Source organism: uncultured Jannaschia sp. (assembly GCF_947494055.1).
Lineage (GTDB): Bacteria > Pseudomonadota > Alphaproteobacteria > Rhodobacterales > Rhodobacteraceae > Jannaschia.
In genome coordinates this window covers 1-25,902 of the sequence record NZ_CANLTR010000032.1, presented here as the reverse complement: position 1 = coordinate 25,902, position 25,902 = coordinate 1, and the positions used below count along the sequence as shown (strand labels likewise).

The window sequence follows — 25,902 nt, the reverse complement described above, 5'->3', positions numbered from 1 at the left end:
CAGCCGTACACCGGAGCAAACTTGCAACCGGCAAACCGACGTCTCATTCTTTCCCAAGCCTCAGGGCGGTCCGGCGATCTCCAATTCCGGATAGCGACGCTCCGACAGGCTGGTCAGGGGAGTGACCTACGGATGACAGACATGGACGCCAGGACGTCGAAGGAACGACTGCGATCGCAACGTGCGGCGCTTGCCGATTTCGGCTTGTTCGCCTTTCGTTGCGAGAAGATCGACGAGCTTCTTCATCGCGCCGCCGAACTGGTCTCCGACGCGATGGGGGTGCCGCTCGTGAAAGTGCTCGAGCATCATCCCGCGCGCAGCGAGATGCTTTTGCGCAGCGGCGTCAACTGGGAGCCCGGCGTCGTCGGTCACGAGACGTTCGGCGATTACGAACGCTCGCCCGGGGGATATGCTCTTGCGGCGGAGCAGCCTGTCGTCTCGTCCGATCTCGACGCGGAAGAGCGCTTCGACGTACCGGAGGTTCTCCTCCGGCACGGCGTCAAGAGCATGGTCAACGTGGTCATCGCCGGGGACGCGGCGCCGTTCGGGGTTCTCGAAGTCGATGCCCGCGAGAAGCGCGACTTCAGCGAGGACGACGTCGCCTTTCTGCGAACCTACGCAAACCTGCTCGCCGCCGCGATCGAGCGGGTCCGGACCCACGACGAGTTGCACCGTACGGCGCGCGAACAGGGCGTGCTCGCCCGGGAACTCGGCCACCGGGTCAAGAACCTTCTCGGCCTCGTCCGTGCGCTCGCCTCCCAGACATCGACGCAAGGCCGCAATGCGAAAGAGTACCGTGCCGCATTCATCGACCGGCTGCAGGCCTTGTCGACGGCCGAGAGCCTCGTGTTCGAGAGTTCCGGAGAGCGGGTGGATCCGCTGACGCTCGCGAACGAGATCCTCTCGCCATACCGGCAGGACGACCCTGGCAAGATCGCGATCCGCGGGGCGTCGATCGACATCGATTCCAGACAGGCCCGGATGTTCGGCCTGGTTCTTCACGAGCTGGCGACGAATGCCGCGAAGTACGGCGCGCTCAGCGTTCCGACAGGACACGTGGGCCTCGACTGGCATCTGGAGACTTCGGACGGTGACATCCGTCGGCTGGCCATGACGTGGCGGGAACAGGACGGACCCGCGATAACGCCGCCGGAACGCAAGGGATTCGGCACGCGGCTTCTCGAGGACGTCGTCGCGTTCGAACTGAACGGCACGGCGGAACTGGTCTACGGCCCAGATGGATTACGTTACGATCTGACGTTCCCTGCTGCCGAGGCATGACATGCCGAATGACCCGACCCGCGAATTGTCCGACCGCCGGATTCTGGTGGTCGAGGACGAACGGCTGATCGCGCTGGATATCCGGGATATTCTGGAGGAATGGGGCTGTGTGGTGCTGGGACCGGTTGCGACCGCTGCAGCCGCCCTGGAGCTGGTCGCGAACGATCGACCCGACTGCGCCGTCCTCGACGTCCAGCTGGCCAGCGGCACTTCCGAGCCGATCGCGGCCGTGCTCCGCGCCGATGGGTGCCCGTTCCTGATCCTGACCGCGTATCAGCGCGGCCATCTCACCGGGGCCCTTCAAGATGCGCCGATGCTGAGCAAGCCCGTCGACGAGACGAAGCTCAGGCAAGCGCTGATGTCCCTGCTTCCGGCGAACATGTCCCGGTGAAAGCGGCTCGGATGGACATGGCGGCGATCTTTGCGTGAGCCGCGTAACCAGCGCCTTGCGACCAGGCTATCTGAAAACCGGTGGTCATCATCTGACTGTGATCCGCGATCTACGCCACGCCGCCTTCGAGATCATGGCCGGCGGAGATGGTCCGTTCGGTCCCCGGCTCTCTCGGCCAGTCCACCAGAGAGTCAGCCCGCCGACTGACCGAAATGTCCCCGCCTTCTCCCCGTGGAATCATCCATCGGTTCGAGTGCGCGATAGGCCATGCCCGAAGGCTGGCCAAACCGGATCGGGGTTCCGAGACTGAAGAACTCGATGGCCAGAAGGCGCGCGCGCAGCTCTGGCCAATCGTTCCCCGCCCCCATGTCGGCGAAAACACCCGCCATCACGTTGTGATCCGCGACCCGCTCGATTTCTCCTGGGGCCCCGTGCGGGCGCATGGCATCCATCAGATCGCCGATCATCCGCGTGTTGGAACTGGCTGATCGGGGCCGGAGGGCCGCAACGAACAGTTCAGCGCAAAGGCCGTCAGGCTGGCTGCTCGAAATCAGACACGACGGATCTCCTCTGGCCGCAGACGCGGCGCCATGTTCGACACGACGTCCAGAAGCCGACGTCGTTTCGCCGAGGCAGGCGTATTGCCCGGCAGAAGCCTTGGCATGCTCCAGGTCGGGCGGCTTATCGGAGCGAACGAAGCGCGGACGAATTGCCGCTACGCCGGAAGCGCTGCCTTCCGGGGGTCATGGATCGGGCAGCCGTTTACCCGCGAGCGGAACGCGGCCGAATGGTCGTAGGTCGCCTTGCGCGCCCGGTTCACGGAGCCGAGTGGTCGATGCGCCTCGATCCCGATCCAGGGCGCGAACCGCATCCCGTCGTCAACGGCTCTCGCGCGCCCTTCGGTCCAGGCAGGTTGCTGACCTGCGTCGACCGTTGCAACGGTGACGAATGGCGAGATGTCCTCGTCCCACGGCACGGAGGCATCCTCGACAGGCTGAGCCTCGGTGTCCCGGCAAAGCTGGACCCGCAATTCCCATCGCGACGGTTCCGCCTGCATGACCGCATCGATCTCTTCCCGCAAGGCATCGGAGCGGCCGGAGGTGTCGACGGTCTCGCCGGTCAGTCGCGTCAGGTTATCGGAAACCGGGACCAACTGCACTTTGGCGACATGGTCGCCGAAGCGGTACGGGGTCTGCGTAAAATATGTCTCGCCCAGCGGGTGAACGTTGGGCGCGCCACCCAGGGTCTCGATCTTCGCGCTCGGCCCGGTCGTGGCCTCGAGACCGCTCTCGACACCCCTCAACACCGTCGACAGCGCCTTCTTCGCCCATTCTGCGCGGTCGGTCGTCCTGGCCAGAAGCTTCAGGCTCTTCAGGAACCCTGCCGCATCCGGGGCCGAGAAGGCCGGGCCGTTCACCATGACGAAGTCCTGCGACCGCGCGCTCTCCGAGCCCGGCAGCCGCTTTCCTTCGATATCAAGGACCTTCAATGCGAGCCCGCGCGGAACCGAGACGGAATCGTCAAGGATATCGCCGGGATTGGTCGAGATCCGCAGGATCGCACCGTACCTGCCGCCCCGCGCAAAGATGCCCTGGGCATATTCGGGCGGAAGATCATCCGGGATCGTCACTGTCGCCTCGATCAGGCCATGGCTCTTCGCGTGAACGGAGCGGTAGGCGTGACCTTCGTCCTCGGCCACGCGATCGAGGATGGTGTCGAAAGTGGCATTCAGTTCCTCGATCGTCTCGCGTTCGTCTGCCGACGGCGTCTCGAGGTTTTCGCTGTAGAGCACGGGCTCTTTCATGCAATCGCTCCCTTCCTCCCAGTGCCCGGGCACGGACACCGCTCAAAGTTTGTAACGCGTCTCAGGTGCGCCGCTTCGACCGGCGGAGGACAAGCCCGGCGCCGAGCAGGCCCGCTGCGTAGAGCGGCAGGCCCGCCGGCAGCGGGACCGGGGCAACCTGCGCGGTAAGCACGCCCGCAATGGCGTCGTAGCCGGCATCGGTGGCATGCACGTTGCCGATGGGTTCCACGCCGCCGAACGGGCCGTTGATCACGAAGCCCGCCGGCTGATCATCGAGGAAGGTGTACTCCGCCTCGTTGCCGACGAAGGCCGGGGCCACGTCGACGAAGGACGCGCCGTAATCGCCGGCGAGCATCGAAATGATGCCGTTGAGGTCGGTGCCGGCCTCGTTGAAGATCGGCGCCGCCGGGCTGTCGGGATCGGCCGGGAACGGGTTGTAGTAGCCGAGCAGGTAGAGCGGCGCGTCGGGCGCCTCCGCCCGGATCGTCGAAAGGACGGAGCGGTAGTTCCCTTCGTAATCGTCGAGCGTCGCCGGGATTTGCGCCAGGGCCTCGTCGGTCGGGAGACTGGCCAATGCCGCGAGCTCGTTGAAGCCGAGCGTGACCGTAATGCCCACGATGTCGTTGCCCGCGGCCGCATCCTGCGCCGCTGCCTGACGGAACTGCGTCTCCTGCGTGCGGATGCCGCCGGTCTCGCTGTAATTGGTGTTCTGCAGGGCCAGGATGGCATCGGTACGGACCACCACCGGCGGCGTGCGTCCATTGCCGGTCATGAAGCTCGACGCCGTCTCGCCGTCGATGGCAAAGTTCCGCACGATCGGTCGTTCCCCCTCTTGCGCCGCCAGCGCGTCGGCGAAGCGGCCGACATAGCCGCGGTCGCCGTCCGAGGGCTCGTAGCGGAGGTCGTCCTCCCCGAAGGTCACCGAGTCGCCGAGCCCGTAGAGCACGGGGGCCGCGGACGCCCCGCCTGGGAGACCAAGTCCGGCAAGCGCTGCGAGGGTGAGAATGCCTGCGCTCGAATGCTTGGACGAATGAAGACGGAACAGGAAAGATGAAGACATAGAATTTGACCTTTGGCTTGATGGTTGAAAATGTAGATTGCGTTGCGTTTCGTATCCTGCTTCGCGCAGCCGAGGCTGCCCTTCAGGGCGTTCCTCCCCTGCCTAAACTTCGGAACGGTCGCTCCGATCTGCCCCGAACACGGCTGGCGTGCATCTGCTCCGTTCCAACCGGGCTGCAGTTCACGTCCTCAAACGGATGTATCAGGGTCAATTCTCCGGCTCGAACGACCAAAGGGTCGTTGCGACGATCCGCGAGTTCTCGGGCTTGTACCAAGGCATGTCCATGATCCGCGACGTGGTGACGTAGATCGTGCCGTCCGGTCCCTCGCTGAACGTGTCCGGCCAACGGAGGCGGTCGTCCTGCAGGACGAGGCTGACCTCCCCGTCCGCCCAACGCCGGACCGCGTCGTCCTCGACATTCGAGAGGTAGATGCGGCCCGCACCGTCCATCCAGAGCCCATCCGTGACGCCGACCTCGCCGCGGTCGAGCACTGCCGCCGCGACCTCGTCCACGGAGCGGCTCGGGTCGTCCAGCATTTCGGTCGCGATCGAGTAGAGCGTCGTGCCGGTGAGCGGCTTCCAGAACAGCGTCTCCCCGTCCTGCGACAGCGCGATGCTGTCGGCCGCGAAGGCGGCGCCGCGATTGTCGGGCCGGCGGACGGGCTCGCCCGCATGGGTAACGGTGACGTCCGGATCGACGGCGACCGAGAAATGATCCTCGAGGACGCGCCGCCCCGTCCCGGTTTCGAGATCGACGACAATCAGCGCGTCGGCGGGGCCGGAATCGGTGATGTAGGCGTGCCCGCCATCCGGGCTGAAGCGCACGTCGTTGAGATAGCTGCCCTGCGGCGCGACGTCGGGGCCGAAGGCGATGACGCGGACGACGTCGTCGCTTGCGAGGTCGATCTGCACGAGTTTCGGGCCGTTCTCGACAATGAAGCCGGTGGCGGGCGCGGCGGGGTCGAGGACCCAGAGGCTGCCGCCGCCGTCCGCGACGACGCTCTGCACGTTGACGAAGTGGTCCGCGGCCGAGACCTCGGCGCTCTCGAGATTGCTCCAGCCGTTCCATTCCGCGTTCGGATAGGGCTGCCGCGCGCCGTCGACGAGCTCGGCCACCGAGATGTCCACGTCCTCGGTCCAGCGCGGGAAGTTCACGAAGATGCGCCCGTCCGCGCTGACGGTGACGCCCGTCACCTGATGATCGAAACGCGCCACCTCCGTCAGCTCGGGCGGCGTGGCGGTGGCCTCCTGCGCTGCCGATAGCGTTGCCGTGCTGAGGCAAAGCAAGGTGGCAAGAAAGCCTTCAAGGCGCAAAATGGTCGCCATGTCACGTCTCCTGATCGCCGGGCCCGGATCTACAAGAAAGCGGGTCGTGCACCTACTCCGCAGCCTCGAGCTCGACCTTGATCCAGCCAGGCGCGCGCTTGTCGAAGGTCTCGAATGCCTCGATCGCGGTCCCGATCGGCTCGACCTGGCTCAGCACCTTGACGGGATCGACTGTGCCCGACCGGATCAAATCCAGGAGGTAAGGAATGTATCGGCGATGCGGGCAATTCCCCATCTTCATCGTCAGGTTCTTGTTCATGGCCTCGCCAATCGGGAAGCTCTGCATCGTCGGCGGATAGACCCCGATGATCGACAGGGTGCCGGCCTTCGCCAGCGCCTGCACCGACCATTCGAGCGCCTGGCTTGGCGCGTCGCCCGGCTTCCAGAGATCGCCCTGCACGTTCTGCTCGGGCGCCACCCGGTCGACCTGGGCGGCGAAAGTCTCGGACTTCTTCTCCGCCTCCTCCTCGGCCGGGCCGCCATGTGCGTGCTGGCTGTCCACGCCGACGGCATCGATGACCCGGTCGACGCCGATGCCGTTGGTCATCTTGACGATGGTCTGGACAGGGTCCTCCTTCGAGAAGTTGACGGTCCCGGCGCCAAGCTCGCGTGCCTTGGCCAGCCGATCATCGTGTTCGTCCACCGCGATCACCCGTCCGGCCCCGAGGAGCCTGGCTGAGATGATGGCGAAAAGTCCCACGGGCCCGGCGCCGAAGACCGCAACTGTGTCGCCGGGTTCGATGTCGGCGGCATCGGCACCAAAATATCCGGTCGGAAAGATATCGGATGTCAGGATCGCCTGATCGTCCGTGACCTCATCGGGCACCTTGACCATCGTGGTGTGAGCGAAAGGAATGCGCGCCTTCTCAGCCTGCAAACCGTTGAAGGGCCCGGTCGGCTCCGGACCGCCGAAGAACGACGTGCCCGCGCGGTTGCCGTTCGGGTTGGCGTTGTCGCATTGCGAGTGGCATCCCGCCCGACAATAGGAGCACGCACCGCAGGCAATGGTCGAGCAGATCACCACCCGATCGCCGACCTCGAAGTTCCGCACCATCGGGCCGAGCTCCTCGACGATGCCCACGGCCTCGTGGCCGAGGATCGTGCCCGGCTTCATGCCCGCGAAGGTTCCGCGGACCATGTGCAGGTCGGTGCCGCAGATGGCTGAAGTCGTGATGCGGATCACCGCATCGGTCGGGGCTTCGATCTTCGGATCGGGAACGTCGTCGAGGCGGATGTCGCCCACGTCGTGAAAGACTACGGCCTTCATGCAATCTCTTTCGCTGAGCCAACGGTTCGAGACCTGAAATCCCTCGCGTCCGTAGGTGTTCCCTGACGCGGACGAAGCGTGCGGTTACGGACCAATCGGTCCCCCTTCGGGGACCTGGCCGAGCAGGTCCGGCAGCACGGGCACGTCGCTCGTGGTGACCTCGACCGCCAAGACCTCGAGCGTATTCTCGCCCCACCGCCAGATGCACTTTGCGCCATACGCGACGGCGCGGCCCGCCGTGTTTGCGCGCAGGCCACTCGCCTTCGCACCGCACCTGGATGCCGGTCTGTCCACTGAATGCGGGGATTTTGTCCGAAGACAAGCGTGTGCGGGGAGGTTCGAGTGCACGAAGGCGGGCAGGCGACGGCGGGGTGCTTACGGGCCCGGGAGAACCGGTATCTGGAACGAGAACCGGTTGGCATCCGGATCCGCAGCAACCGTAAGACGGCCGCCATGTGCCGTCGCGATCTGGGAAGCAATGTGCAGGCCCAGTCCGAGCCCCTTTGGAAGTCACATTCGCCCCTCGGACGTAGGGGTCGAATATTCCATTCAGCAGCGTGGCCGGGATCGGGGGGCCACCGCTCAGAACGTCGATGCAGACATCTTTCGATCCTGTCCTCCCCCGGACGACGATCGGTTTTGTTGGATCACCATGCGATACGGCATTCGTAAGCAGGTTTGCCATGAGTTGTCCGATCTTCGTGGCGTCCCCTTTGGTGGGAGCCGGAAGCTCCAGATCGAGTTCGATGCGGCGTCCCGAAGCGAGTTCGACTTCGGAGACGACGGCCTCGATGATCTCATGCATCGAGACCGTTTGCTCGGTTTGAAGTTGCATCTTGCCGCCGAGACGGCCTGCCGCGAAATCCATCAGGTTGTCGACGAGAGAGGACATGCGCAGCAACACGCTCTGCATGTCCTGCATGAGTGGTTCGGTCTCGACGCGGTCGCCGCGCTTCAGAAGGCGAAGCCCGGACGAAAGGGCGGAGATGGGGTTGCGAAGGTCGTGGCCCACCACTGCGATGAATTCCTCCCGCAATCGTGCGATCTCGCGTTCGCTTCCGAGATCCGTCTCGCTTCGGGTCAGGCGACCGGCGGTCTCGAGGGTGGCGCCGATCAGGTCGGCGCAAAGCTGGAATAGACCGATGATCTGGTTCGTCGACAAGTCGCGCGGCTGTGGATCGATCGCGCAAAGCGTTCCGAAGAACGCCCCATCCGGCAGCCTGATCGGCACCGAGATGTAACTGCGGAACCCGTACATCGCAGGCGTCGGGTGATTGCAGAAGGTCGGACTGGCTTGAACGTCGTCGATCACGACCATCTCGGAACTGGCCCGAATTTCGTTGCAGATCGTGGTTTCGACCTTCAGCTCGTCGCCAGGCCGCAAGCCGAATTCGAGCTCATCCTTGGACGCGCAGGTGATCCAGCGATCTTCGGTTACGCGTGCGATCGCAATGAAGCCCATACCGGTCGCCTGGCTGCAGACGTCGAGAATTAGCGGGACCTGCCTGATCGATCGTACACGCTCGATATCCCACTTGTAATCGATTTCGGCTGGCCGCTGCTCGGTCATCCTGAACCCGTCATTGAACCAATCGTATCCACGCTTGGCAAATGCGTCCCCTTCGTGCGCGCCAGAATGCCGTGCCTAACGCGTGCCCGGTCTCGCGTTCAGACAATCATCGTCATGAGCTGGCTCAGGCGTGCCGAGCGCAGCCCCCGCTTCTCACCGCACGTACTCCAACTGTAACCCCTTCACTTCGACGTTCCGCCATTCCCGGTCCGCTGTCAGCACCGGCACGCCAAGCTGCACCCCTAGGGACATGCAGGTCCGGTCGCCGAGGCCTCGCCCGTACCGTCTGGTCGGCTCGTACAGCGCTGCCGCAGCATAGGCCGCGTCCGCATCGTGGGATCGCACGTCGAAACCCAGCTCATCCAGGATGGGTTGGATGCGTTCGATGTCGGCCCCTTCCCGGACCATCTCCTTGGCCACCTCCTGCAGGTTCACTGCAGAAATCGTCGCCCGCCCGATATATCCTGCCACGACATCGCCGCCCGGCTCGTCACGCAGCATGGCCAGCACGGCAGAAGCGTCAAGGACGACGTCGCTCACTCCGAACCCTTCGCCACATTGGTACCTACGTCGTGACCGGCACCGTCATTGGTACGCCCTTTCACCCTATCCTCTTCCAGATCGGCCTCCGCACGACGATCACGCAGAAAATCCTCGGTCGTGCGCGGCGCCGTGATTGCGTCGCGGTACATCTCTCGCGCACGGCGCACGCGGTGGCTTAGGGGAGACAAGCGCACCATGTCTCCTTCGATTTCGAGCGACACCTTGGTATCACCGGACAAACCCATGGCCTCGCGCGCTTGCCGCGGGAGGATCAGGCGACCGTTGGATGCAATGCGCACGTCCATGCCATCTTGCCTTCCCAGACGTTATTTGGATCTTGGCATACTTACACCAATGAACCAAAATTTGCTAGTAACATGGCAGGCCGATATGGCTCGGTAAGGGCAAATACCGTGCTCCGTGTTTTTTTCGATGTCCGTAAGAGGATTGCTCACCGGACGCTTGGAAGGCGGGCGGCTTCGACTGCTGGATGACCTGTAAACATGGGGCCGGTCGCTGTCTCACATAGATGGTACGATGATAGTATCATTGATGGGGCGCTGTGCGTTACACGAAGCGGGACCGAGGCTCGTTCGGGCACCATCGCAGAGGAAACCAAGCATGACCCGGATCGGCTACGCCCGGTGTTCGACCGACAAGCAGGATCTCGCGGCGCAGCGGGCGGCCTTGGTCAATCTAGGCGTCGCGGAGGATCGCATCTACACCGACCACGGCTTGACCGGGGCGAACCGGGAGCGGCCGGGTCTGGCCCAAGCCCTGGCGGCGGTGCGAGAGGGCGACACGTTCGTTGTGCCGAAGCTCGACCGCCTAGCGCGCTCCGTTCCTGATGCCCGCGCCATCGCGGCCGAGCTCGAGGCGCGCGACGTTAAGCTCGCCCTCGGAGTCAGCGTCCACGACCCGAGCGACCCGATGGGAAAGATGTTCTTCAACATCCTCGCCACCTTCGCCGAGTTCGAGGCCGACCTAATCCGGATGCGAACCCGCGAGGGCATGGCCGTCGCCCGCGCCAAAGGAAAGCTGAAGGGCAAGAAACCGAAGCTGTCGGACCGGCGCCAGGCGGAGCTGCGCCGGATGTACGACGCGGGCGATCATTCGATCAGCGACCTCGCCGAGGTCTTCGACGTCTCGCGCCCGACTGTCTACCGGGTTCTGCAACGCGTGTCTGGCCAGAGTGCTGGCAAGGACATCAAAGTCTAATAGCCGTCGTTCGCTGCATGACACTGGATGGTCGGCAGAACGGGAAAAAGCGGGCTTTCGCCGGGGGTGCATCGTACCACGTCTCGCTTGCGCGGCATTTAGTAGAGAGGGCGGAGAGCCGACATACGCTGGACGTGCGAGTTGAAGGAGAGGAAAGGCGGGAAATACTCTTTTACGAAAGAGGCGGAATATATAAATCATAAAATCTGAACGAATGGAAACCTTCAATCCTCTAAGACCGCGTTCATAAACGGCAACATATGCTCTCGGACAACCTCATATTGATCTGCTCGTAGGAGTTGCTCCTTGGCTTCTGGATTGATCTCGCGCCCAGAAAACTCGACGCCATGTAAACTACCGGTAGCCAGTACCAGTTGGCTTCCTAGTGGGCGCTCCTCAAGCGCAAACTTGATCATTCTTTCAGAATTCTGCGGATCAGGGTCTTGCTGAAGAGGCGTGTCAACGACTATTGGGCAGAAGCATGACGTCGAAAATTCGCGAACAGTGTGTAGAATTGCATAGTTGTAAGCCAGGAGAAGACGCGGAGCTCTATTGCCCGTCTCTCTAATCGTTGGACGAATGTCACCCCACATATTCGTAGGAACATTTTCGACTCCAAGCTTCGTGCAGAATTCGCGAAGCTTTCCTGAGTAGAATTTTATAATTCTATCTTTATGCTTTTTCTGGTCGAAAGAGTTCATCTCTTTCTTTGCTTCTAGAATTTTATCATTCAACACCCCTATATCACCGTCAATTGAACGCTCCTCTTGCTCAAAGGTATCATCGACGATCCGCTCGCTTTCATCTCGCAGCATATCACCGAGTTTAACCTCCCCTCGCGTTTCCTCCAAAATTTCTTGAATTCGCCCAATGCGAGTCTGCAGTGCTGGTACCGCTCTAAATTTTTCATCAATATCTTTATCAAGCTTCTGGACATTAGTCCTCGCCTCGACAAGAATAATGCGACAAGCCTCTGCATCATTGTGAAGACCAAACCTATTGGCAAAGTCATTCTCATGAACAGTGCTGCAAACTGGACATACGATTTCAGCTTCGCTTAGTTTTTGCGAGAATTTGACATCTGCATCAAGTTCTGAAAGCACCTTCGCCGCAATTTCTACCTCTTCTTGTGAAGCAGTTCTTTGCGCCTGGAGTTGCCCAATTTCGCCCCGAACTTCATCGTAGCTCGACTGTAGCGCGTTTTGTTCCTTCAAGAGCGCTTTGATCCTGTCCTCGAACGTACCAACATCTAGTGCAATGCCCACTTTTTTGCGCTTTTCACTAAAGCGCTTCTTCGCTTTGGACAGAGCCGTACGTTCCTGGGCTAGTTCATTGCGTTCAGCTGCCGCTTCATCGCGCACAGCTTTCGCACGGTAAAACTCTTTAGGGCGGATTCCGGTATGATAGCGTGCAATATCATCTTTGTAACTACTCACCATCTCCAAACCCGAAAACGAAGCCCATGTGTCTACCCACCCCTTCTCCTGATCAAGGTAGAAGGGGAGGAAGCAAAATGCCGGTGGAGGCACCGTATTTTTGCCTCCCTTTAGTTTTGTCACAATTTCGAAATCGAGCAGCTCGCCGATTTTTGGCCCCAGATCCCTAACGATGGAACTCGCTGTCCAAAGTAAGGAGCCCGAATAGTCAAATAAAGCGAAACGTCCTGCCTGCCTAAGAATGAAGTAATCTCTATCGTCGATTTCAAATTCTAGAAGTGTTTCAACATTTGCATTCTTCCAAGCTTCTGGCGTGCGCGACGGGTCCGCGCCGAAAGAGGTGTAAAGCGATTTTACTAAGCTCGATTTCCCAAAGTCGTTGTCTGCCACGACGGCGGTTATCGCTTGGCCGAAATCTTCAACTCTGGCCTTCTTTTCTTGACTTGACAGCAGCCAAAGTCTTTTGAATTTCAGCTTTTTCATGCTGCTTCGTCCTCAGATTTCTTATTAGAGATTTATAGTTCTCCAATTTATTCGATTGAATACGCTTCATATAATATCATAGCCTTAATACGTTCATCTGAAGCCATTATTAGTTCTGCACGTGCATTGCCTTCTAGCGCTGCGAATGCATTCGCCAGGAGGCCGTTCAAATCCACGCCGGTTCCACCAAGGTCGTAGAGATGGTCTGCGATCATTCGCCTAACCTTTCGTACCGCTTCATTAGGATTGAGAACGGCAACGCGATATGCATTCCACTCACGCCTTAAACGTATCTTTTGTGGTGCAGGCAAGTTGATATCAGGGGCGATTTCTTCCCACTTTGGACAATCAACGGTAGCAGACACAGTTTGCAGCCACCCTTCTGTGTCTTGGCGAGTTATTCCACGTTGAGCTACGACATCGTCGTAGTCTGCCAAGTCAATCTTTGTCGCACGCGCTTTGGATGTGCATTCCTCTGACACCGCCTTGAAGAGCGCAGACAGTGAGAATTCGACTTCCCCCAGACGTTCGACAACAAAGGCTTCAAGCTTGCCCTTGGCATGGGTATCTGCATCATCCAGGCTTAAGTCGGATTTTTCGACCCAAAGGAGTTCGCTTCTGATTGTATCTTCGTCTGAGAACTCTTTCTTGAGTTTTTGGATTATACTTTCTAGATCGACGTCGGCGCACTCTGATAGGCAGAAACTTTGCTTATCGCCTGGAGCAAATTTGGCGGGGGCATTAATTAGGAATGTGCTCGACTCCACGCTACCGCTAAACACGACGACGTTTTGGTACATTTTTCCGAGGTATGAAAATTCTGTTTCACGCTTTGTCAAAGCCGCTGTGGTCCAATGTCCATTCTTCTTGGACTTTACTTGATAGAACTTGACTTTCTGCGGATTAATTGAATCATCAAATATTGCGATGTCATCGTGAAACTCAAAAACTAGTGCATAATCACCATCTAGCTTATGCCGCTCTAACACTAATACTAGTCCGCAAAGAGCTTGGAAATGATAGCGGCCGGCCGTTGGCGCTCCGCTGTCTTCACGCGGTTTAGTCGTTGCAAGCTTTTGCTTAAGACTGGACAAAGTTTTACTTTCAAAAATCCGACAACTAGCAGGAACAATTTCTGAAAAATACAACTGTGGCAAGAGCCGAACCCCATGTCAGGGGTCCCGGGGCTCATTCAACCGTATGAGCCAACTGAGGACGAGCATCCGCGTTCCTCAGCCGTTCCCTCAGCGAAGAAGCTGCACTGCAGCACTTCGTGTTATGTCCAAGGTCCGGAATGGGCCGTTCTCGTTCTTCGCGCATTTTGCGGATTCACGGTTCGTTTCCCTGTGATAGAATCCGGTCAGATCCCCTCCCGTCGCACCTTCTCGGAGATGACATGACCAGAATGGACCGCACCCGCTCCGCCGCGATCGCCGCCCTCGTCAGCATCGCCCCGTCCACCGCTTCGGCCGCAGACTACGACATGGACTGCAAGCTGCTCCTGTGCCTGCCCGCCGGGTTTCCGTCCGGCTGCGGCGATGCTCTCGATCACATGCGGGATCGCTTGCGCGACGGCAAATCCCCCATCGGGTTCTGCGCCATGTCGAACGGGGCGGAATACGACGCCTACGACATCGACTACGCGTTCGAAGACGTGACTTCGCCCTCGGGGTGGGAATGTCCGGAGGGCAAGCAACTCTACCACCGGACCACCGGCGCCGATGACGGCTACTGGAGCCAGACGGTCAACACGTTCTGCTACGATAGCGCCTACCAGCGGAACGGCTGGACGCCCGAGGGCGGCAATACGGTGACGAGCTACACCAACAAGACCGCCCCCGAGCGCCGGGACTTCCGGGTCAACCTGACACTCGAGCCGGGGACGGATCAGGAATACTCGCAGGGCTGGCAGCGGTTCGACACCGGACGCGCCTCGCGCATCCGCGTACGCTACACGGATTGATCCGCGCCGCGATCCTGATGGCGGTCATGATGACGACGCCGACCGTGGCCGCGGCCCAGGTCGGATGCCTGCCGCCCGAAGAGCCCTATGCGCCGCCCGAGGACGATCCCGAGCTGCGCGCGCTGATCGGCGAGCAGTACCAGGACTACATCGACGGCACCGAGGACTACCTGAACTGCCTCAACGACGAGGCCATGCGGGCGCGGACCGAGTTTCAAACCGTGTTCAATCGCTACGTCGAATACTTCAGTGACGGAAGCGGCGTCGCGTTTGAGGCGATCGACTGAGGCTGCAATTGCGAAGCGGATATTCTTGGTCGACGTGGCGAAGGTCCAGATAGAGCCCAAAGTCACGGATGCTGCCTTGTGAACGAACGTCTGGTTCTCGTAGGCATCTCTACACGTTGACGTTGGCAGTTAGCGACCAGTTTACATTGTAGAGGGAGCCATCCGAGCCAAAAATGGACTGGAAGTGCTTCTTGTATCGGAACCCGCCGTTGTCGTCCGCGAATCCTGAAGAGTGGAACTCGTTGCCAAGATCACTGAATATATTGCAAGTGGGCAGCCCGATTGCGTCGTCGCGATCGCGGATTAGCCAGTGTCGTTGCATAGCAACATTCGCCGCGTCGCGCATCGTCTCGACAACGTTCTGCCACTCAGCAGGCAGTGTGCCGCCCAGTGTGCCGGTGTCGATGTTGGCTGGGAAACCACCCGGTTGATTAGCAATTTCAGTGATGGCCTCTTGGATCGAGGCCTCGAATCGCGCCCTGTGCCTCTCTCGATGACTGTCGAAAGACTTGTCACCATCAAAGGCTACAGCGATCAAAGCAAAGAACGGCTCTTCAACCGTCGGTGCGTTGTCGGAAACGATCTTTCCGCTAACGGTCCCAGGGCTTCCCCGCCCACGGTTAGGTAAATTTAGGTTAATGAGGTCCGGTCCATCGTCAAGCCCAGATGCCAGTTCCCCTGTGCTTTGAGCACTAACGATAAAATTGTTCCCCTGTTTGGTAATAAATGCCAGAACGAGTCGGGGTTCATCCCCCGAAATGTCCTCCGCCTGACGAACGCTGATGTTGTAATAGGCATTAATAATATCGGCCATATTAATACCCTCAAAATAGATTAAAATATCGTTTTAGTCTACACAAACGGCAGGCAGAATCAAGTTTTATGGCCACATCCCATTTCCCGAAGCGTACATCGGTGCGAGCGCAGCGAATTCACACTTTGTCCCCGCGTTTTTCGAGTTCATACACAGCGCAGCGAACGGCGGCTTCACGTGATTTCCACGCTCCGCTCTACCTGAGCGACCCTCGCCACTCGTCTGCGGCGAGCCGGAGATGCGGGCAGGCACGAACCAGATCGACGGCCTCGCGCAGCGTCGGCAGGTGCATCCGCACGATCGGATCGCCGGCCGAGCTGAGGCGGCCCTTCGACATCGCGAAGCGGTGCGTGACCCCCGCAAGGTACTCGCTCGTCCGCCGGTTCGCCGGATCGCCCCGCTTGCCCTCCACCGCGATCACCAGCCGGACCGAATAATGCTCGCCGCCGATGTCGGCGGGTGGCGCGGGGAAGTCGTCCGCCGTCACCCCGATCAGGCGGAGTTGAAGGCAGTACAGCACCAGCCGGCAAGCATCGGCCAAGTCCTCGACGAAGACGAAGGTGACGGCGTTGTAGGGCTGGACGTGATGCCCGCCCCGGAGCCGCGCAAGATAGGGCGGCAGGTAACGGTAGGCCGTGGGCTCGGCCGCGAGGCGCACCGCGAAGCAATGCGGCGCGTATTCGTGGCGGCGTGGTCTGCGGGTGCCCATAGCCGAGAACAATAGATGAACATCCGCCGGGGCAAGCGGTGCCGCCGCGTCCCGTCTCAACCCGCGCGCCCGGCTGATCCGGCACCGCGGGAGAGGGAAAAGCTGGCTTCTTTCAGGGTGAATGTCCGGGAGGGAGAGACGGGAGCGGTGCCCCACGGCGAGGCCGGACCACGATCCGAACCGCGACATCCGAGACCGGCCGGGCGGCGTCCCAGCCCCGGCCGAGGCCGAGCGTGCCCGCGCAGGCTCAAGGGCGCGAAAAGACGCCCCAACGGGACCCCACCAGCAACTCCGAAAGGGGGTGAGACCAACGAAGACCTTCGATGACTTCATCGCAGCGCGCCGGCCCGAGGCTTGGGCGCTGCTGAGGAAGGGCGGCCTGTCCGGCCAGATCGCCCGCGCCTTCCTCCTCCAGCACGGGACCGTCTGACGACAGCCCCCGCCGCAGCCCCTCGCGGGGCTGCGGCACCCATACCGCATCCGGCGCTGCGGCGCCAAGCAGAATGGAGGCCCTCAAGCCCGACTTCACCCGACACAAGCATCCCGTCCTCGCCATATCAGGACGATCATGGACTGGCTGGAGCTGGCCGACGCGATCGACCGGCGCCGGCTGTCGGCCGCGAAGTACGCCGCCGAAGCCCGGCACATGCGGGCGTTCCCGGTGGGCGAGATCGACGTCGAGATGGACGTGCAGCTCCTCGAACACGTCGTCGCGCTGTTGAAGAGCCCGCCGCATCATCGTCGCTCCGGCTTCGAGCAGCCCCACCGGGGCGCGCGCGGCGCGGCCCCGCAGACGCCGATCATCGTGGCGCTGTCAAACCGCGTGACGCGGCTGCGCGCGGCGGGCGCGGGCGGCAATCTCCCCCCGTCCGGCTGATCCGAAGGCTCCCGGTCCCGAGAGGGCGAGGGGGCCTTTTTTTGTGGTGGATTTTCACCCCGGAGAAAGGACCCGGACCGATGGCCACGACGCAGAAACTCGATCCCGCCACGGAGATCACCAACGAGATCATCGCCCTGCTGGAGAAGGGCACGATCCCCTGGCGGCAGCCGTGGAAGATCGCGGGCGGCGGCGTGCCGCTGCGCCACAACGGCGAACGCTACCAGGGCATCAACGCCTTCCTGCTCGGCCTGCGCGCGACGATGATGGGCTACAGCTCGCCCTACTGGATGACGTTTGCGCAGGCCAAGGCTCTCGATGCGAGTGTCCGCCGCGGAGAGCGGTCCTCCATCGTCGTCTACTACGGCACCGCCAAGAAACGTGGCGCGGAAGGGAGCGATGCGGGTGGTGACGCCGGTGGCGAGGACGAGGGCCGGGAGGGCGGCGGCAGCTACCGCTTCCTGAAGTCCTACCGCGTGTTTCATGTCAGCCAGATCGACGGGCTGGATGCGTCCTACCATCCCGAGCCCGAGGGCGATCCGAGCGACGGTCCCGAGCCGATCCCCGAGGTCGAGGCGTTCTTCGACGCGATCGACGCGGATGTCGTCATCGGCGGCGATCGGGCCTGTTACATTCCGTCTCTCGACCGCATCCACATGCCGCCGCTGGTTCGGTTCGAGAGCGCAAGCAGCCATTATTCGACGCTTTTTCATGAACTCGGGCATTGGACGAAAGCGAAAGACCGGCTCGATCGCAGCTTCGGCGTTTCCAGCTTCGGCAACGAGGCCTATTCGAAGGAGGAACTCTGTGTGGAGCTGGCGGCGGTGATCGGAGGTCAGCGCCTCGGTTTCGCCGCCGACCATATCGAGAACCACGCGGCTTACATTTCAAGTTGGCTGAAGTAATGACGAGCTCGTCATTACTTGATCCACGACGAGATATAGGCCGCGTGATTGTCGATGTGATCGGCATAGAACCCCATGCGCTGACCCATCAGCACTTCACTGACGGATGCGACCAACTCCTCCTTCGCGTATGCCTCGTTGCCGAAGCTGGAGACGCCGAAGCTGCGATCGAGACGGTGCTTCGCCTTCGTGGCGTGGGAAAGCTCATGGGTCAGGGTGGACATGAATCCGCCCGCGCTCTCGAACCGGGAAAGCGGTGGCATCCAAACCTGATCGACAGACGGGACGTAGCACGCACGATCTCCGCCGTAGCGCACGTCGATATCGATCGCGTCGAAGAACGCTTGGGCGTCAGGGACCATCGTCGGGCCGTCGGCCGGATCGCCTTCCGGTTCGGGATGGTAGGACGCGTCGAGCCCCTCGATCTGGCTGACGTGGAACACGCGGTAGGACTTCAGGAAGCGGTAGCTGCCGCCGCCCTCCCGGCCCTCGTCCTCGCCACCGGCGTCACCACCCGCATCGCTCCCTTCCGCGCCACGTTTCTTGGCGGTGCCGTAGTAGACGACGATGGAGGACCGCTCTCCGCGGCGGACACTCGCATCGAGAGCCTTGGCCTGCGCAAACGTCATCCAGTAGGGCGAGCTGTAGCCCATCATCGTTGCGCGCAGGCCGAGCAGGAAGGCGTTGATGCCTTTGTAGCGTTCGCCGTTGTGGCGCAGGAGCACGCCGCCGCCGGCGATCCGCCACGGCTGCCGCCACGGCATCGTACCCTTCTCCAGTAGGGCGATGATCTCGTCAGTTATCTCCGCGGCGGGATCGAGTTTCTGCTTGGTGGCCATCGGTCCGGGTCCTTTCTCCGTGGTGAAAATCCACCACGAAAAAAGGCCCCCTCGCCCTCTCGGGACCGGGAGCCTTGGGATCAGTCGGACGGGGGGAAATTGCCGCCGACGCCCACCGCGCGCAGCCGCGCGACGCGGTTCGACAGCGCCACGATGATCGGGGTCTGCGGCGCTGTGCCCCGCGCGCCTCGGTGCGGCCGCTCGAACCCGGTCGCGTAATGGTGCGGCCCCTTCAGGAGCGCCAGGACGTGTTCGAGGATCTGCATGTCCATCTCCACGTCGATCTCGTCCATCGGGAACGCGCGCATATACCGGGCCTCGGCGGCGTATCTCGCTGCTGAAATACGGCGACGCCGGATCGCGAAGGCTGTCATCAGCCAGTCCGCGATCGTCATGGCAGGGCGGCCGCGCAGAACTCGGCGGCCTCGACCTGCCAGCGACCGAGATCGGCGTCGAAGCGGATCGTCGCGTCGGGACCGTGCTGCGTGACGAAGGTGTGATCCGCGGCCATGCGGCGGGACAGGTGCAGGTCGGCCACGCGGTGGCCGCTTGGGCGCCTGCACCATGCGCCGGCGGCGGCGCGGCATTCGCCGCAGGGTACGGCGAGGACGGGATGCTTGTGTCAGGTGAAGTCGGGCTTGAGGGCCTCCATGTCTCTTGGCGCCGGGGCGCCGGATGCGGTAGAGGTGCCGCAGCCCCGCGAGGGGCTGCGGCGGGGGCTGTCGTCAGACGGTGCCGTGCTGGAGGAGGAAGGCGCGGGCGATCTGGCCAGAGAGGCCGCCCTTCCTCAGCAGCGCCCAGGCCTCGGGCCGGCGCGCTGCGATGTAGTCATCGAAAGTTTCCGTTGGTCTCACCCCCTTTCGAGGTTGCTGGTGGGGTCCCGGTGGGGCGTCTTTTCGCGCCCTTGAGCCTGCTCGACAGGCTCGGCCTCGGCCGGGGCTGGGACGCTGCCCGGCCGGTCTCGCGTGTCGCGGTTCAGGTCTCTCCGATCCCGGACACTCACCCTGAAAGAAGCCTGCTCTTCTCTCTCGGGCGGTACGGGCGCGGCCGGGCGCGCCGCTCAAAGCGGAGACGCGGCGGCACCGCTTGCCCCGGTTGATGTTCTTCTATTGTTCTCAGGCATGGGCACCCGACAACCACGCCGCCACGAGTATGCGCCGCATTGCTTCGCGGTGCGGCTTGCGGCCGAGCCCACGGCCTACCGCTACCTGCCGCCCTATCTCGCGCGGCTCCGAGGCGGGCATTACGTTCAGCCCTACAACGCCGTCACCTTCGTCTACATCGAGGACCTGGCCGATGCCTGCCGGCTGGTCCTGAGCTGCCTTCAGCTCCGGCTCGTCGGGGTGACGGCGGACGACTTCCCCGCCCCGCCGGCCGACATCGGCGGCGAGCATTATTCCGTCCGGCTGGTGGTTGCTGCGGAGGGGAAGCGGGACGATCCGGTGAACCGCCGGACGAGCGACTATCTCGCCCAGGTCACGCACCGCTTCGCGATGTCGAAGGGACGTCTAAGCTCGGCCGGCGATCCGATCGTGCGGATGTATCTGCCGACGCTGCGCGAGGCCGTCGATCTGGTCAGCGCCTGCCCGCATCTGCGGCTGGTTGCGGACCGGTGGCGGGGGTCGCTGAGGTAGCGTGGTACGCGCTGAATGCGGGGTAGCGATCAGGCGCGGAAGTAGCCGTTCGCTGCGCCGTATTGGAAGGTTCACTCCGCGGACTTTGCAGACTTTCGCACGCGCAACGGATGCAAGCGCAGAAACCGTTCGCCTCCGCAGCGTCGCCAGTTTGGCAGTGCAGCGATTTTCTTCAAAGCCGTCGTTCAATCCGACCCGAACTGCCGGGCTCCGAACCGTACATTCGCTGCACTTGGTCTCACTGGTTGGGGTGCAGACCTTCCGGACCTACGCTGCGGATGCGATTTGGTCGGCGTTATTTGGCGGCTCAGCGCGCGTAGCTGACCAACACTGTTTGCGGGCACTCCCTTGCCAATTGGTGGTCTTGTAGGCCGTCTTCGGAGGTCTACTCATGCTTCCAAGCTAGAATGCTGAATTCACGAGATGATTCCTTCTCCATTTGTGCAGCACAGCCAACGCGCCGTGCCGGCTTTTCCGCCTGAAGCGGTTCCGCCCGTTCCGCCCGTTCCGCCGAACGGAAGAATGCGGTCGCATGGGATCCGGGCCGAGGCTGTGTAAAACTCTAATTTCGAGAATCTGATGGGAACATTTTCCTCAGAGGTCGGCCTGCGGCGGCCACGTCAGAACAAGATACTGCGGTTGATCCTTTGGGAGAACGTCGTTTCGGGGTTGACCTGCCCCGAGTCTTCACACGGCCGTCGACCGACGGTCTCCGAATCCGCATTTCGTTCCCCGACGCTCAATTCAACGGACCCGATTGGATCAGTCGTGAGTGTGTAAACCCGGGATGGATGTAGTTTTCGGCTTTGCCTATTGGCGGCCTACAGATTCTGAGGCAGATTGTTCCAACAGTAACAATCCCGACCGGATCCATCATGCCATGTCTTTTCGCATTGCCCTGACAGCATTTCTGGCCACCGTAGCTCCGGCCGCAATTTTCGCCGAGCCGGTTCTCACCGAATTGCGCGCCTTTCAGGATAGCCTAGATAACACGGCAAAGGTCAATGCGCCGCTAGATCCGATCAAGGGCATCGTCGAGGACGATCTCTTTTACAAGGGGTTCGCCGGCTTTGTCGACGGCATCAGCATATACCTCCCCGAGGATCGGGAATTGTGCCTGCGCTACATAACCCTGAATGACCTCTATCACGGCTCGCAGGAATTTCGGATCAATGGCGCGCCCGGCTGGGTGGACCGAGAATTTCCCGAGAGTGAACACCGCGACATTCTCGAGCGCTACGAAGCCAACACCTTTCTTACCTCGGCGCTTCTGCGCGACACCTGCAATAGCCTCCCCGAAATCGGCGCCCCCGAACGGCCATTGATCCGCGCCATCGGTTCGGAAGGCGCTTCCTATCTGGCCGTGGTCCATATCGATACCCAGGCGGCGAAAGTTTTGGTCCTTGCCGCGGGCCAGAGAGAGCCTGTCGCGACCGAGCCCTGCGTGCGGTTTCCCGAAGGCGAGGGCGTGGCGTTCAACGCGGTCTGCCCGCTTCCCGAGGAGACCTTCGCGCCAAACCACCGCGCCTTTCTCGCCATCGAGGACAGCGATGGCACGGTGACGCGCATCTGGATAAACGTGAGATTCCCGGGCGAGCCGGCCCGGTGATACGCCTTGTCGTTCTCTGTTGCGTCCTCGCCTGCGCGCCGGTCTGGTGCCGAGCGCAGCAAGCGGTCGCGGCGCGGTCGGATATCATCGAGGTGTCGGTCATCGGTGTGGACGGAGGGATCGAGACTATCGGACAGGGCTGGGCCTTTGGCGACTGGACCCTGGACGGACGGCCCTGCCGGATCGTGACACCCTATCACGTGATCCAGAGCCAGTTCGGCCAGGAGCCGGCGAACGAGATCTATGTGCGCGGGCCGGGACAGGGGGCCGAGGCGGCCGCTTTCCTGTTGCCGGCGCTGTCCTATCCGGCACCGGATATCGACCTCGCGGTGCTGCGGCTGGGGCGCAATCTGGGCTGCCCCTTCGATCCGGCCGATGCCGTCACCGAACGCATGCCCGGGCTCTGGCTCACCCGTCTCGCCCCGCGCACGCGGGCGGCGGACGTGCCGGTCGAGCTGGATGCCGCCGCCGGGATGGTACCGGCGGAGGGGGCCGGGCGCTTTATCGGGCTGAGCACGGCGGACGGAACCGAAGTGCGGGACGGGTGGTCGGGGTCGAGCGTGGTTGCGAACGGTCACCGGGTGGCCATGGTGGTCGAGAGCCGTCCGGGTGGCGCCAATGCCCTGCCCGTGGTCGAGATGCAGCGCCTTTGGGGCAACGGGCTCAACATCACCGATGCGCCCGAGGTCGATGACCCGGCCGCGGCGCGGACGGCGCTGACCCAGCTCGGCTATTCCTTCACGCCGCGGGGTCTGGTCGATGCGATCGCGGCGCGGGATGCCAACGCGCTGACCCTCTACCGCCACGCCGGGATGGCGCCCGAGACCGTCCTGGAGGCGCTCGCTCTGCAGATGCCCGGGGCTGAGGAAACCGCGCTGATGTCGCTGTTCCGCGCCGCGCGCGAGGATCCGCTGCTGCTGGAATGGTTCGCGGCCGAACTGACCCGCGGGCTCGATCCGAACGGGCTGGTGCCAAGCGCGCATTACGACGGTGAGGCCCTGCTGATTTCGGCCTTCCGCACCGAAAACGCGGCGGCGGTGAAGCTGCTGCTGGCGGCCGGTGCCTCGCCCAACACCTATCAGGAGCTCGACCGGACCATCTACTGGAGCCCGCGCGTGATGCGCCCGCTGAATTCCGTGGTCCGGATGGAAACCGTGCCGCTGGAGGAACGGAGGGAGATCGCCCGCCTGATGATCGAGGCCGGCGCCGTCCTGCCGGATGCGGTGATGCGCAAGTGGGACGGGACCTATGCGCCCTTCGGGCCCGGGGATCGCGGCAAGCAGGTGGCCGGCGAGACCGGCGAGGACCTGGCGGCGCTCGGCATCGCGGCAACGCCCACGCCCGATCTCTGCGATGCGCCGCGTCCGCCGGTCTGCGAAACCGCGTCGCGGATCTATGGCCGGGACTGGTGCGCCATGGTCGCGGCCCTGCCGAAGGGCTTCGCGGGCGAGGGCGAAGGCGCCTATCATATCGAGCCGCTGACGATCACGCATCTGCTGTCCATCGACCGCGAACAGGCGCATTTCCGCGCCATGTCGGGGGTCGAGAACGGGTGGAGCGAATACCTGGTGTCGGTCGGCGCCGATCTGGGGAGCGTGTCGGTGACGGTGCTCGACGAGACCTACGACTGCAAGCCGCGGCTGTCGGACGGGCATGTGCCGAACACCTGCTGGGAAGAGCGCGTGCTTGCGCCGCATCCAGATGGCGCAGGCTGGAAATGGGGGTCCTGGGGCGCATCGTTCCGGTTCTACGACCTCTGCGCCGGTTCGCCCGACCCGGTGGTGTTCTACGAGGATCAGGCCAACCGGCTGGCCTGGCAGGAGGATCTGCGGGCGACGACGGCCGAGCTCAACCTCTTCACCGCCGCGCTTTTGCGCATCCGGGACGGGGCCGACCCCGAAGGCGCCCGGGCCACGCTGGCGCGGAGTCTGCAGGCCGAGGAGCGCCACATGGCCGGCAATCTCGATTACACCGCCTCGCAGCGCAGCGACGTTTTCGGGGCCGATACCCTGCCCGACCTGCTCGGCACGGCCGAACGCCGCGCGGCGCTAGTCGAACTCTACCTCGGCCGCCCGGGCACGCCGTTCCACGACGTACTGGCCGAGAACATCCTGACCCATCTGCCGCTGGGCCCGTCGGACATGGTGCTGTCGCAGGCGACCGGGGTGGTCTCCGATCTGGCAGAGATCGGGCTCGCCCGCCTGCCGGAGACGCTGCGCATCGTCTCGCGGCTCCCCGATCTGTCCTTTTCGGACGGGGCGTTCCGCATGGCGCAGAGCTGGGCCGACAAGCGCCTGATCATCGTGGGCCGTCCGGCCGAAGGCCGGGCCGGGGTGCGGATCGACACATATGGCAGCCATTTCTGGCAGGTGGTTCCCGACGGCAAAGGCAAGATCGTGCGCACCGATCTCCGGCAGGCGCTGTTCTGGCAGCCCGACAATGCCGGCGAGGTCATCGACCTGCTGAATGTCGCCGATGTGCCTGAACCGACAAGCCTGCCCGTCGACGCCGCGCTGGCGCGGCAGGTGATGGAGGCCAACGGCATTTCCAACCGGGCCAAGGACTGGGTCTTCGTCTCCGATCTTCGGGATCCGCATGTGCGGGCGGTCGAAGGCGGCCAGTTCGTGCTCAAGGCCACGCTCGGGACCGTGCGGTTGGTGGCGGCCGATGGCACGCTGGTCGCCACCTATGCGCCGGAGGATCTGATCGGGCGATGAAGGGGATAAGCGTGTTCAGATCGGTGCGGCTGACCGGCAGGATCGCGGGGATCATGCGCAATCCGGGCCTGCTGCTGGGGATCTTCCTGGTCATCCTGATCCTGCCGCTGCTGGTGGACCGGGTGATCGAGCGGTCCTCGCTGATCCGGGTGTCGGCGACGACGGCGATCGTTTCTTTCACGCTCCGCCCGGACCGGCCCGGCGATGCGGTCCAGATCCCGTTGGCGGATGTGGAGACCTGCAACGGCCCAACCTGCCGCCGCCAGGACGGTCTCCTGCAGATCGGCACCGCCACCGCGTTCGTCCTGCAATCGCTCGATGGCGGGCGTTTCGTCCTGCGGCTGCAGATGCTGGGCGATCAGACCGAAGGCTGCCTCAACCGCTGGGTGCCGCAGTCGACCGGCAACGGGTTCGACAGCTTTGCCCAGCCCTCGGACACCGGGGCGCAATGCAACCCGGGTGCCGTGACCTTCGTGGTCGGTCCCGTGGGTGCGGCCCAGGCGCGCTGGCTCGCGCTGCGGGTGGACGATCTGGTGATCGGCCAGGCGCTCGGGCCGTCGAGCCATCCCCGCACGGCGGGGCTGTTTGCCGGGAACGTCAGCCTGCTGTCGCCGAGCTTCCGGAGCGATGTCATGGCCTGGCTCAGCGGCGGCAGCGGCGAGCTGCGGGATTACCGCCCCACCTCGGAACAGGAGCTTTCGGCCGGTGATGCCGCGCGGCTTGGGCGCAGCACCGGCACCTCGCAGGTCTACCTGACGCTTTCGCTGCCACAGGACGGCATCATTTCGGCCAGCGCGGTCGCGCTGTCGAACGAGCTTGAGATTATCACCTACGGTCTGCCCGGCCAGATCGTCCAGTCGAGCTGGTTCGACCGGCTCGCGGAAGACGATCTTCTGGGTATGTGGATCACGATCCTGATTATCGTCTCGACGCTCTGGCTGGAAGCGCTGTTCCTCAGCGGTCGTTCGCATGGCGAGACCGGCGACAAGGATGCGCCGGAGCAAGAACAGGACCCCTGACGAAGCGGTGCGCGCGCCGGGACCCTGAACCTGGCGCTTTAAAGCGTTTCGGCCTTAACCCGAGGCGTATCCTGCAGCAGTGAAGTCGTTCCAGCACTCCTGCGGGTCGTAGAGATCACAGATCGCACCGATGGCGTCGAACATCTCTGT

The 25,902-nt window shown here is 62.7% G+C and carries 27 protein-coding genes and 2 pseudogenes; 12 read left to right on the top strand and 17 right to left on the bottom strand.

The window, feature by feature from the left end; all coding sequences use genetic code 11:
- The first annotated feature begins 141 nt into the window (after nt 1-141).
- Both Q1A87_RS17930 and Q1A87_RS17925 read left to right on the top strand, forming a co-directional pair.
- Nucleotides 142-1,281: an HWE histidine kinase domain-containing protein gene (locus Q1A87_RS17930; RefSeq protein ID WP_299654441.1), complete on the top strand. Its 1,140-nt coding sequence runs from the start codon at nt 142-144 to the stop codon at nt 1,279-1,281.
- A gap of 1 nt (nt 1,282) precedes the next feature.
- Nucleotides 1,283-1,672: a response regulator gene (locus tag Q1A87_RS17925; RefSeq protein WP_299654438.1), complete on the top strand. Its 390-nt coding sequence runs from the start codon at nt 1,283-1,285 to the stop codon at nt 1,670-1,672.
- 191 nt (nt 1,673-1,863) lie between these two features.
- On the opposite strand, the gene Q1A87_RS17920 is transcribed toward Q1A87_RS17925, so the two are convergent.
- The 9 genes and pseudogenes from Q1A87_RS17920 to Q1A87_RS17875 form a co-directional block, all read right to left on the bottom strand.
- Nucleotides 1,864-2,139, bottom strand: a complete 276-nt coding sequence (locus Q1A87_RS17920; RefSeq protein ID WP_299654435.1) for a hypothetical protein — start codon at nt 2,137-2,139, stop codon at nt 1,864-1,866.
- A 248-nt stretch (nt 2,140-2,387) separates the two neighbouring features.
- Entirely contained in the window at nt 2,388-3,476 is a 1,089-nt protein-coding gene (locus Q1A87_RS17915) for a catalase family protein (protein WP_299654432.1), read from the bottom strand.
- A gap of 61 nt (nt 3,477-3,537) precedes the next feature.
- The gene (locus Q1A87_RS17910; RefSeq protein WP_299654429.1) at nt 3,538-4,422 is read right to left on the bottom strand and encodes a GDSL-type esterase/lipase family protein; all 885 of its coding nucleotides are present in this window, start codon (nt 4,420-4,422) and stop codon (nt 3,538-3,540) included.
- Nucleotides 4,423-4,743: 321 nt separating this feature from the next.
- Nucleotides 4,744-5,862, bottom strand: a complete 1,119-nt coding sequence (locus Q1A87_RS17905; RefSeq protein ID WP_299654426.1) for an L-dopachrome tautomerase-related protein — start codon at nt 5,860-5,862, stop codon at nt 4,744-4,746.
- 52 nt (nt 5,863-5,914) lie between these two features.
- Complete coding sequence (locus Q1A87_RS17900; protein ID WP_299654423.1) at nt 5,915-7,129, bottom strand: zinc-dependent alcohol dehydrogenase; 1,215 nt, start codon at nt 7,127-7,129, stop codon at nt 5,915-5,917.
- Between the two features lie 108 nt (nt 7,130-7,237).
- Nucleotides 7,238-7,415: pseudogene (locus Q1A87_RS17895) on the bottom strand (transposase); the annotation flags it as partial.
- A 267-nt stretch (nt 7,416-7,682) separates the two neighbouring features.
- Nucleotides 7,683-8,591: pseudogene (locus Q1A87_RS24245) on the bottom strand (GAF domain-containing sensor histidine kinase); the annotation flags it as partial.
- A 261-nt stretch (nt 8,592-8,852) separates the two neighbouring features.
- Nucleotides 8,853-9,239, bottom strand: coding sequence for a type II toxin-antitoxin system VapC family toxin (locus tag Q1A87_RS17880; protein WP_299654420.1), 387 nt, complete (start codon nt 9,237-9,239; stop codon nt 8,853-8,855).
- Nucleotides 9,236-9,547 carry an AbrB/MazE/SpoVT family DNA-binding domain-containing protein gene (locus Q1A87_RS17875; RefSeq protein WP_299654417.1) on the bottom strand — a complete coding sequence of 104 codons (312 nt, stop codon included), beginning with the start codon at nt 9,545-9,547 and terminating at the stop codon, nt 9,236-9,238. Before Q1A87_RS17875 ends, Q1A87_RS17880 begins: the two co-directional genes overlap by 4 nt.
- Nucleotides 9,548-9,863: 316 nt before the next feature.
- Between Q1A87_RS17875 and Q1A87_RS17870 the strand changes: the two genes are divergently transcribed.
- A complete protein-coding gene (locus Q1A87_RS17870; protein ID WP_299654414.1) occupies nt 9,864-10,460 on the top strand; it encodes a recombinase family protein in 597 nt (198 codons plus the stop codon).
- Nucleotides 10,461-10,684: 224 nt separating this feature from the next.
- Here the strand turns inward: Q1A87_RS17870 and Q1A87_RS17865 are convergent, their stop codons facing one another.
- Nucleotides 10,685-12,379, bottom strand: a complete 1,695-nt coding sequence (locus tag Q1A87_RS17865) for a hypothetical protein (RefSeq protein ID WP_299654411.1) — start codon at nt 12,377-12,379, stop codon at nt 10,685-10,687.
- 47 nt (nt 12,380-12,426) lie between these two features.
- The gene (locus Q1A87_RS17860; protein ID WP_299654408.1) at nt 12,427-13,536 is read right to left on the bottom strand and encodes a dsDNA nuclease domain-containing protein; all 1,110 of its coding nucleotides are present in this window, start codon (nt 13,534-13,536) and stop codon (nt 12,427-12,429) included.
- 239 nt (nt 13,537-13,775) lie between these two features.
- Here Q1A87_RS17860 and Q1A87_RS17855 point away from each other — a divergent pair, with 239 nt between their 5' ends.
- Nucleotides 13,776-14,342, top strand: coding sequence for a hypothetical protein (locus Q1A87_RS17855; protein WP_299654405.1), 567 nt, complete (start codon nt 13,776-13,778; stop codon nt 14,340-14,342).
- Nucleotides 14,339-14,629, top strand: coding sequence for a hypothetical protein (locus tag Q1A87_RS17850; protein ID WP_299654402.1), 291 nt, complete (start codon nt 14,339-14,341; stop codon nt 14,627-14,629). The genes Q1A87_RS17855 and Q1A87_RS17850 overlap by 4 nt, the downstream gene beginning before the upstream one ends.
- A 109-nt stretch (nt 14,630-14,738) precedes the next feature.
- Here Q1A87_RS17850 and Q1A87_RS17845 read toward each other — a convergent pair whose 3' ends face one another.
- Together Q1A87_RS17845 and Q1A87_RS17840 are read right to left on the bottom strand one after the other, a co-directional pair.
- A complete protein-coding gene (locus Q1A87_RS17845) occupies nt 14,739-15,443 on the bottom strand; it encodes a hypothetical protein (protein ID WP_299654399.1) in 705 nt (234 codons plus the stop codon).
- 196 nt (nt 15,444-15,639) lie between these two features.
- Nucleotides 15,640-16,164, bottom strand: a complete 525-nt coding sequence (locus Q1A87_RS17840) for a hypothetical protein (protein WP_299654396.1) — start codon at nt 16,162-16,164, stop codon at nt 15,640-15,642.
- A 289-nt stretch (nt 16,165-16,453) separates the two neighbouring features.
- Between Q1A87_RS17840 and Q1A87_RS17835 the strand changes: the two genes are divergently transcribed.
- From Q1A87_RS17835 to Q1A87_RS17825, 3 genes are all read left to right on the top strand, one after another.
- On the top strand, nt 16,454-16,582 hold the full coding sequence (locus Q1A87_RS17835) for a hypothetical protein (protein ID WP_299654393.1): 129 nt from the start codon (nt 16,454-16,456) through the stop codon (nt 16,580-16,582).
- Between the two features lie 138 nt (nt 16,583-16,720).
- Nucleotides 16,721-17,029: a hypothetical protein gene (locus tag Q1A87_RS17830; protein WP_299654390.1), complete on the top strand. Its 309-nt coding sequence runs from the start codon at nt 16,721-16,723 to the stop codon at nt 17,027-17,029.
- 80 nt (nt 17,030-17,109) lie between these two features.
- Entirely contained in the window at nt 17,110-17,934 is an 825-nt protein-coding gene (locus tag Q1A87_RS17825) for a zincin-like metallopeptidase domain-containing protein (protein WP_299654387.1), read from the top strand.
- Between the two features lie 14 nt (nt 17,935-17,948).
- Here Q1A87_RS17825 and Q1A87_RS17820 read toward each other — a convergent pair whose 3' ends face one another.
- The 4 genes from Q1A87_RS17820 to Q1A87_RS17805 form a co-directional block, all read right to left on the bottom strand.
- Nucleotides 17,949-18,773 (bottom strand): ArdC-like ssDNA-binding domain-containing protein, encoded by an 825-nt coding sequence (locus tag Q1A87_RS17820; protein WP_299654384.1) that lies wholly within the window; start codon nt 18,771-18,773, stop codon nt 17,949-17,951.
- Between the two features lie 80 nt (nt 18,774-18,853).
- Nucleotides 18,854-19,168 (bottom strand): hypothetical protein, encoded by a 315-nt coding sequence (locus Q1A87_RS17815; RefSeq protein ID WP_299654381.1) that lies wholly within the window; start codon nt 19,166-19,168, stop codon nt 18,854-18,856.
- Entirely contained in the window at nt 19,165-19,311 is a 147-nt protein-coding gene (locus Q1A87_RS17810; protein WP_299654378.1) for a hypothetical protein, read from the bottom strand. Before Q1A87_RS17810 ends, Q1A87_RS17815 begins: the two co-directional genes overlap by 4 nt.
- 187 nt (nt 19,312-19,498) lie before the next feature.
- A complete protein-coding gene (locus Q1A87_RS17805; RefSeq protein WP_299654375.1) occupies nt 19,499-19,627 on the bottom strand; it encodes a hypothetical protein in 129 nt (42 codons plus the stop codon).
- A 267-nt stretch (nt 19,628-19,894) separates the two neighbouring features.
- On the opposite strand from Q1A87_RS17805, the gene Q1A87_RS17800 reads away from it, so the two are divergent.
- The 4 genes from Q1A87_RS17800 to Q1A87_RS17785 all read left to right on the top strand — a co-directional run bounded on the left by Q1A87_RS17800 (nt 19,895) and on the right by Q1A87_RS17785 (nt 25,752).
- Nucleotides 19,895-20,407, top strand: coding sequence for a hypothetical protein (locus Q1A87_RS17800; protein ID WP_299654372.1), 513 nt, complete (start codon nt 19,895-19,897; stop codon nt 20,405-20,407).
- A gap of 880 nt (nt 20,408-21,287) precedes the next feature.
- Entirely contained in the window at nt 21,288-22,016 is a 729-nt protein-coding gene (locus Q1A87_RS17795) for a hypothetical protein (protein ID WP_299654369.1), read from the top strand.
- Nucleotides 22,013-24,733, top strand: a complete 2,721-nt coding sequence (locus Q1A87_RS17790; protein WP_299654366.1) for a hypothetical protein — start codon at nt 22,013-22,015, stop codon at nt 24,731-24,733. Before Q1A87_RS17795 ends, Q1A87_RS17790 begins: the two co-directional genes overlap by 4 nt.
- 53 nt (nt 24,734-24,786) lie before the next feature.
- Nucleotides 24,787-25,752 (top strand): hypothetical protein, encoded by a 966-nt coding sequence (locus Q1A87_RS17785; protein ID WP_299654363.1) that lies wholly within the window; start codon nt 24,787-24,789, stop codon nt 25,750-25,752.
- The last annotated feature ends 150 nt before the right edge of the window (nt 25,753-25,902 follow it).

Excerpts from the sequence above, each read along its gene's own strand:
- Q1A87_RS17930 (WP_299654441.1), top strand. The coding sequence starts at position 142 with ATGGACGCCAGGACGTCGAAGGAACGACTGCGATCGCAACGTGCGGCG.
- Q1A87_RS17925 (WP_299654438.1), top strand. The coding sequence starts at position 1,283 with ATGCCGAATGACCCGACCCGCGAATTGTCCGACCGCCGGATTCTGGTG.
- Q1A87_RS17920 (WP_299654435.1), bottom strand. The coding sequence starts at position 2,139 with ATGATCGGCGATCTGATGGATGCCATGCGCCCGCACGGGGCCCCAGGA.
- Q1A87_RS17915 (WP_299654432.1), bottom strand. The coding sequence starts at position 3,476 with ATGAAAGAGCCCGTGCTCTACAGCGAAAACCTCGAGACGCCGTCGGCA.
- Q1A87_RS17905 (WP_299654426.1), bottom strand. The coding sequence starts at position 5,862 with ATGGCGACCATTTTGCGCCTTGAAGGCTTTCTTGCCACCTTGCTTTGC.
- Q1A87_RS17900 (WP_299654423.1), bottom strand. The coding sequence starts at position 7,129 with ATGAAGGCCGTAGTCTTTCACGACGTGGGCGACATCCGCCTCGACGAC.
- Q1A87_RS17875 (WP_299654417.1), bottom strand. The coding sequence starts at position 9,547 with ATGGACGTGCGCATTGCATCCAACGGTCGCCTGATCCTCCCGCGGCAA.
- Q1A87_RS17870 (WP_299654414.1), top strand. The coding sequence starts at position 9,864 with ATGACCCGGATCGGCTACGCCCGGTGTTCGACCGACAAGCAGGATCTC.
- Q1A87_RS17865 (WP_299654411.1), bottom strand. The coding sequence starts at position 12,379 with ATGAAAAAGCTGAAATTCAAAAGACTTTGGCTGCTGTCAAGTCAAGAA.
- Q1A87_RS17855 (WP_299654405.1), top strand. The coding sequence starts at position 13,776 with ATGACCAGAATGGACCGCACCCGCTCCGCCGCGATCGCCGCCCTCGTC.
- Q1A87_RS17845 (WP_299654399.1), bottom strand. The coding sequence starts at position 15,443 with ATGGCCGATATTATTAATGCCTATTACAACATCAGCGTTCGTCAGGCG.
- Q1A87_RS17830 (WP_299654390.1), top strand. The coding sequence starts at position 16,721 with ATGGACTGGCTGGAGCTGGCCGACGCGATCGACCGGCGCCGGCTGTCG.
- Q1A87_RS17825 (WP_299654387.1), top strand. The coding sequence starts at position 17,110 with ATGGCCACGACGCAGAAACTCGATCCCGCCACGGAGATCACCAACGAG.
- Q1A87_RS17820 (WP_299654384.1), bottom strand. The coding sequence starts at position 18,773 with ATGGCCACCAAGCAGAAACTCGATCCCGCCGCGGAGATAACTGACGAG.
- Q1A87_RS17815 (WP_299654381.1), bottom strand. The coding sequence starts at position 19,168 with ATGACGATCGCGGACTGGCTGATGACAGCCTTCGCGATCCGGCGTCGC.
- Q1A87_RS17800 (WP_299654372.1), top strand. The coding sequence starts at position 19,895 with ATGGGCACCCGACAACCACGCCGCCACGAGTATGCGCCGCATTGCTTC.
- Q1A87_RS17795 (WP_299654369.1), top strand. The coding sequence starts at position 21,288 with ATGTCTTTTCGCATTGCCCTGACAGCATTTCTGGCCACCGTAGCTCCG.
- Q1A87_RS17785 (WP_299654363.1), top strand. The coding sequence starts at position 24,787 with ATGCGCAATCCGGGCCTGCTGCTGGGGATCTTCCTGGTCATCCTGATC.